Origin of the sequence: Vibrio aestuarianus (assembly GCF_012395185.1) — a bacterium.
GTDB classification, from domain to species: Bacteria; Pseudomonadota; Gammaproteobacteria; order Enterobacterales; family Vibrionaceae; genus Vibrio; species Vibrio aestuarianus.
The window spans coordinates 1-4,537 of the sequence record NZ_JAAZTU010000073.1 but is presented as its reverse complement, the minus strand read 5'-3'; the positions used below and the strand labels follow the sequence as shown (position 1 = coordinate 4,537).

At 38.9% G+C, this 4,537-nt stretch carries 4 protein-coding genes; 2 read left to right on the top strand and 2 right to left on the bottom strand.

Features of this window, described 5'->3' with window-relative positions; all coding sequences use genetic code 11:
• The first annotated feature begins 160 nt into the window (after positions 1–160).
• Positions 161–1,795 (top strand): hypothetical protein, encoded by a 1,635-nt coding sequence (locus HGG78_RS18390; protein ID WP_172533772.1) that lies wholly within the window; start codon positions 161–163, stop codon positions 1,793–1,795.
• Between the two features lie 70 nt (positions 1,796–1,865).
• On the opposite strand, the gene HGG78_RS18385 is transcribed toward HGG78_RS18390, so the two are convergent.
• Entirely contained in the window at positions 1,866–2,444 is a 579-nt protein-coding gene (locus HGG78_RS18385) for a TetR/AcrR family transcriptional regulator (RefSeq protein ID WP_071233078.1), read from the bottom strand.
• Between the two features lie 150 nt (positions 2,445–2,594).
• Here HGG78_RS18385 and HGG78_RS18380 point away from each other — a divergent pair, with 150 nt between their 5' ends.
• Positions 2,595–3,638: an alkene reductase gene (locus HGG78_RS18380; RefSeq protein WP_172533771.1), complete on the top strand. Its 1,044-nt coding sequence runs from the start codon at positions 2,595–2,597 to the stop codon at positions 3,636–3,638.
• A 163-nt stretch (positions 3,639–3,801) separates the two neighbouring features.
• Here the strand turns inward: HGG78_RS18380 and HGG78_RS18375 are convergent, their stop codons facing one another.
• Entirely contained in the window at positions 3,802–4,038 is a 237-nt protein-coding gene (locus HGG78_RS18375; RefSeq protein ID WP_172533770.1) for an RNA recognition motif domain-containing protein, read from the bottom strand.
• Positions 4,039–4,537 lie beyond the last annotated feature (499 nt).

Below are 4,537 nucleotides of genomic sequence, written 5' to 3'. Positions count from 1 at the left end.
GGATTAATCGCAGAATGTCGTCGCATATATATGTGGCGCATGTGTGTTCACATCGTGGTTTTTGCCACTTTGGTCGCGGTCCTTTTGGATTCACCCTGGATTCTACTTGTCTTTTTTTTTTTTTTTGAGATGGGTATAAGAGACAGGTCTTGATGATACAGTGATTCGAATACTTGATGAGAAATCTGCATTTTACCGCGGGCCTGTAACAAAAACTGTATTTAACCAATCTGCAGGGCGTAAGAGAATTTTCACAAAATTCAGTATTTACGATCTTTTAGTTAATAACAATGAGCCGCGAGATGTTGCAGAAAGTATTATACACAGTAATATGCACCAGACATGGCGTGAAGATGTCATCGGTACTAATAAATACTCCAGCGAATTAATCTCAGATCTTCTTAGCGCAGACTGTGAAGAGTGGTGGCGGCGACACCCTAAGGCACATCAAGAAACATGGCGGTTCATCAAAAGTTCACTGGTAAATAAAGGAGCACAATCAATAGATGATGTACAAGCGGTAGTCTTCATGGATTCTTTAAGTTGGTACCGAGCCGTTGGGGTATTTAAAATAGGGAGTGATAATGGTAGATTTAGAATAGTTTCTGTATTACCCAGCCCAATTAATGAAAATCCTCTGGATTGGACATTTAATAGTGAAGAGGAATTTAATAAAAAACTAGAGTATGTAGATAACGAATTTGAAACGGGTAAATCGTACTTTGGATTATTATTTCATAACTCAAGAATTAAACCGAAATGTATAAATTGGTTTAATCCTGATAGACATTGGTTTATCCCATTGAATATTAATAAGAATGGAGATATACGAAATTACGTATATTGGGAGTCTGAAGATGTATTGCAGTCTGGATCTAATCAGCTTGATGTATTAGTAAAATCGGATACTGAGATTCAATCTGAACTTGCAATGAAGTGGGTAAGCACTTCACTACAAGTCGCGAGTATTGCGGCCGCACCATTGTTCGGTCGTGTTTCTTTATTACTAGGATTGGCCTCTTCATTACCACATTTTGTCAATGCTCAACAAGCCGATACAGATAAACAGGCCATGGATCATACAATCAATGGATTGACTGCGATAGTTGTGGAGTTCGAGGGAGTTGCTGTTGGGAATCTTGTCGCGAAAATTTGGCAAACTGGAAAGTCAGGTATAAAGGCGGCAAAGCGCTTTACTGAATCAGATTTTTCTAAGGCTAGTACGCGAAATATAGTGAAATCGTTACAACAGAGGCAAGAGTTTAGCGCTTTTGTTGATATGATCATGCCATACCCTAAAAGGATAACGCAGCAATACCGCTCACCAACGGTTGACATGGCCAAATTATCAGCGCGTTACGTCAGTGATCAAAAACTTGCTAGAGTAGAGTTGATCCGAAAGGGGGTGTGCTGGGATGCAGTATATCGCTTAGAATATCTTTCAGGAAAAATATCAAAGGAAGCTCTTTCTCAGCTCAGTAGCAGTACTCGCTCTATTGGCGGAAGTAAAGTCTTTTTAGGTAAGAATCCTCAAAAAATCAAAGTATTATCAGATCTAGATGACTTACCTAAAGGCAGCAGAGTTGCTTTTGTTAGAGATGACCGATTAGTTCACGCTATGATTTCTGTTAATGGTGGAGATGTAGTGTATGGCACCAATAATGCCTACATCGGTGGAAACCCCGGCTGGGCAGGGATAGAACTGAAAAAGGTACTGACAGCAACAAAAGGGGGATTCATACTAAAATCAGATGGACACCCCATTGAGATCTTCTCGTCAACCAAACTTAATTAGATATCTATCAGATACAAATAATTCGGGTGATTGAACTAAAACAAACGATACTTCTAAGAAATTATTTTTCCTAAATTTTTAAGTTATATATTAAATGATCAACAAGTTGCTGCAGGCATTCCTGCGGCGGCTTGGTGTTCGAAAAAGAGCGCAAACCGTAAATGCCCATCATCAGATAATCACTTAAAAATTCACAATTTGCTTCAGGTGTAATCTCGTGGTTTAGTTTGGCCTGTTCAAGTTTCGACTTTATTCGTTGTTTCCATTGCCCAGACATACTGTAAATGATGGTTTCTATTTCATCATCATGCTGTTCAAGCTCAGTTAGAGAGTTTTGTAGTAAACAACCATTACTTTTAGAGCAGTTAGTGTGGTTAATAATATCACTCAGGTAGGCCTTAAAGCCGTTTAAAATCTGATCTGAGTTGGTAAAGAATTGCTCAAAATCGTCTGCTTTTGTTTTCGCATAATGATCAAGTGCGGCGAGTAATAGCCCTCGCTTATTTTCAAATGCGCAATAAATCGATCCGGGATGAAGTCCAGTAACCCGTTTTAAATCTTGCATACTAGTCTTGTTATAGCCTTTTGCTATGAATTCATTCATAGCAGCACGTAATACATGTTCACGATCGAACTCTGCACTTCTCACACGGAAACCTCACTTAAGTTGATGGGGTTAGTTTACTTAGTGAATCTTGATTTAACAAGTTTGTTGAATAATCGTTCAAATAGTTGTTGAATGAACATTCAAAAATGAGGTAGCATGTGTTTAAACAGTCGACATTAGGAACATAATCCAATGATAGAAACCTTATTCCAAGGCTATAAGCTCAACGATAAAATTACATTGCAAAATCGTATTGTGATGGCACCACTAACTCGCTGTATGGCAGATGACGAGCTCGTACCTACTGACGCAATGGTTAAATACTATGCAAAACGTGCGGATGCGGGCCTAATCATCTCAGAAGCGACCATTATCCGCCCAGATGGCCAAGGTTACCCAAATACACCGGGAATTTATAGCGATGCTCAACTAGCCGGATGGAAAAAAGTAACAGAAGCCGTTCATGAGAATGGCGGTAAGATTTTTGCTCAGCTTTGGCATACTGGGCGAGTTGCACATCCACATTTTTTTGGTGGAGAATATGTATTAGCACCTTCAGCTGTGGCATTTGATGGCACGGTTCCACGTCTGCGTGAATTAGCTTATACCGTGCCGAAAGAGGCGAGTCATGAGGAAATTTCACAGCTTGTTATAGACTATGCACAAGCAGCGGAAAATGCGATTGAAGCTGGATTTGATGGTGTGGAGATTCACGGTGCTAATGGGTATCTCATTGATCAATTTCTTCATTTTGACACAAACCGTCGTAGTGATGAATATGGAGAAACACCAGAAAATATGGCTCGATTCCCATTAATGGTTGTTGATGCAGTCATTGCAAGAATTGGTGCTGAACTTACAGGTTTACGGGTTTCACCTGGCGGATATGCCCATATGGATGCCGATGCTCGTGATCGTCAGGTGTTTGATTATTTTCTTGCTGAACTAGAAAAGCGTGAATTAGCTTATCTTCACGAAGGTATGTTTGATGACAGCATGGAATTTGATTTTCTTGGTGGTAGGGTATCGCAGTATCTACGCAACAATTATTCAAAAACGTTGATTGGTGTTGGCGGTTATAGCGCACAAACTGGAGCCGAAGCGATTAAAGCGAATCAATTCGATTTGGTGGCCATAGGGCGTCCATTCATTGCAAACCCTGATTATATCCACCGTATTCAAGAGGATAAAGAATTGATCGAGTATGATGCAGGAATGCTAGAAACTCTTGTTTAATACACCGATTATGAGAATAAATAATATTTTTCGAGCTAGGTGCACCTAGCTCGTTTTACTTAATCAGATAGATAAATTTGATTGTGATGCTTGAATTTTCTTCACAAAAAGCCAGCATACGACGCTCGATATGGCTTAAGCATTGACTCAAGTTTTGTAACAATTATTCAGCTATTTTTACCCTAATTTTGCTGTTGGCAACTTCAGAAAGGTTTAGTTTTGAAATCGCTGATTTAGCTTCACTGGCATCGGGCATTTCTACAAAAGCAAAGCCTTTTGATTGGCCTGTCGTTTGGTCTAATACTAAATTACAGTCTGCGACAGTACCATGAGCAGAGAATAAAACACGAATTTCATGTTCTGTGGTAGAGCGAGCAAGGTTACGAACTAAAAGTTTCATAATGAACCAGTTGATAATAAATAATTGAGCTGGATTGTCTCAGTAAACTTAAAGTAGACCAAGTCATTAATGAGTACGATAGCAAAATAATTACAGTACATATGGTTCGATATGCAGGTTACTTACAACTAAGATTAAACAGATGGTGAGAGTTCATATGTGTGTACTGGTATATGGATGATTCTTATATATGACGCTCCATTACGTCGGCTACAAACATACGATAGTCGATTTTCCGTTTTTCCACATTATTGAGTGTTTTTCCGGTTTTGTAGCTGTCTTTTATACACATTTGACGCTGCTGACCATTTGACCAGTGTAGATCTCGGATGTTTTGTCTTCATTGAAAAAAAAAACTATCTATCATTACTTAGTTGCACTTTCACTTATTAGCTGTTATATCGTTGTCTACTCCATCATCACATTACTCTAGTCTATTCGCACAATATCACAATCCTATCTCATCCTTTCATTTATGTATATTTATTTATCTTCCCTT

Bases quoted from the DNA above. Each gene is read 5' to 3' on its own strand.
- HGG78_RS18380 (WP_172533771.1), top strand. From the start codon at position 2,595: ATGATAGAAACCTTATTCCAAGGCTATAAGCTCAACGATAAAATTACA.
- HGG78_RS18375 (WP_172533770.1), bottom strand. From the start codon at position 4,038: ATGAAACTTTTAGTTCGTAACCTTGCTCGCTCTACCACAGAACATGAA.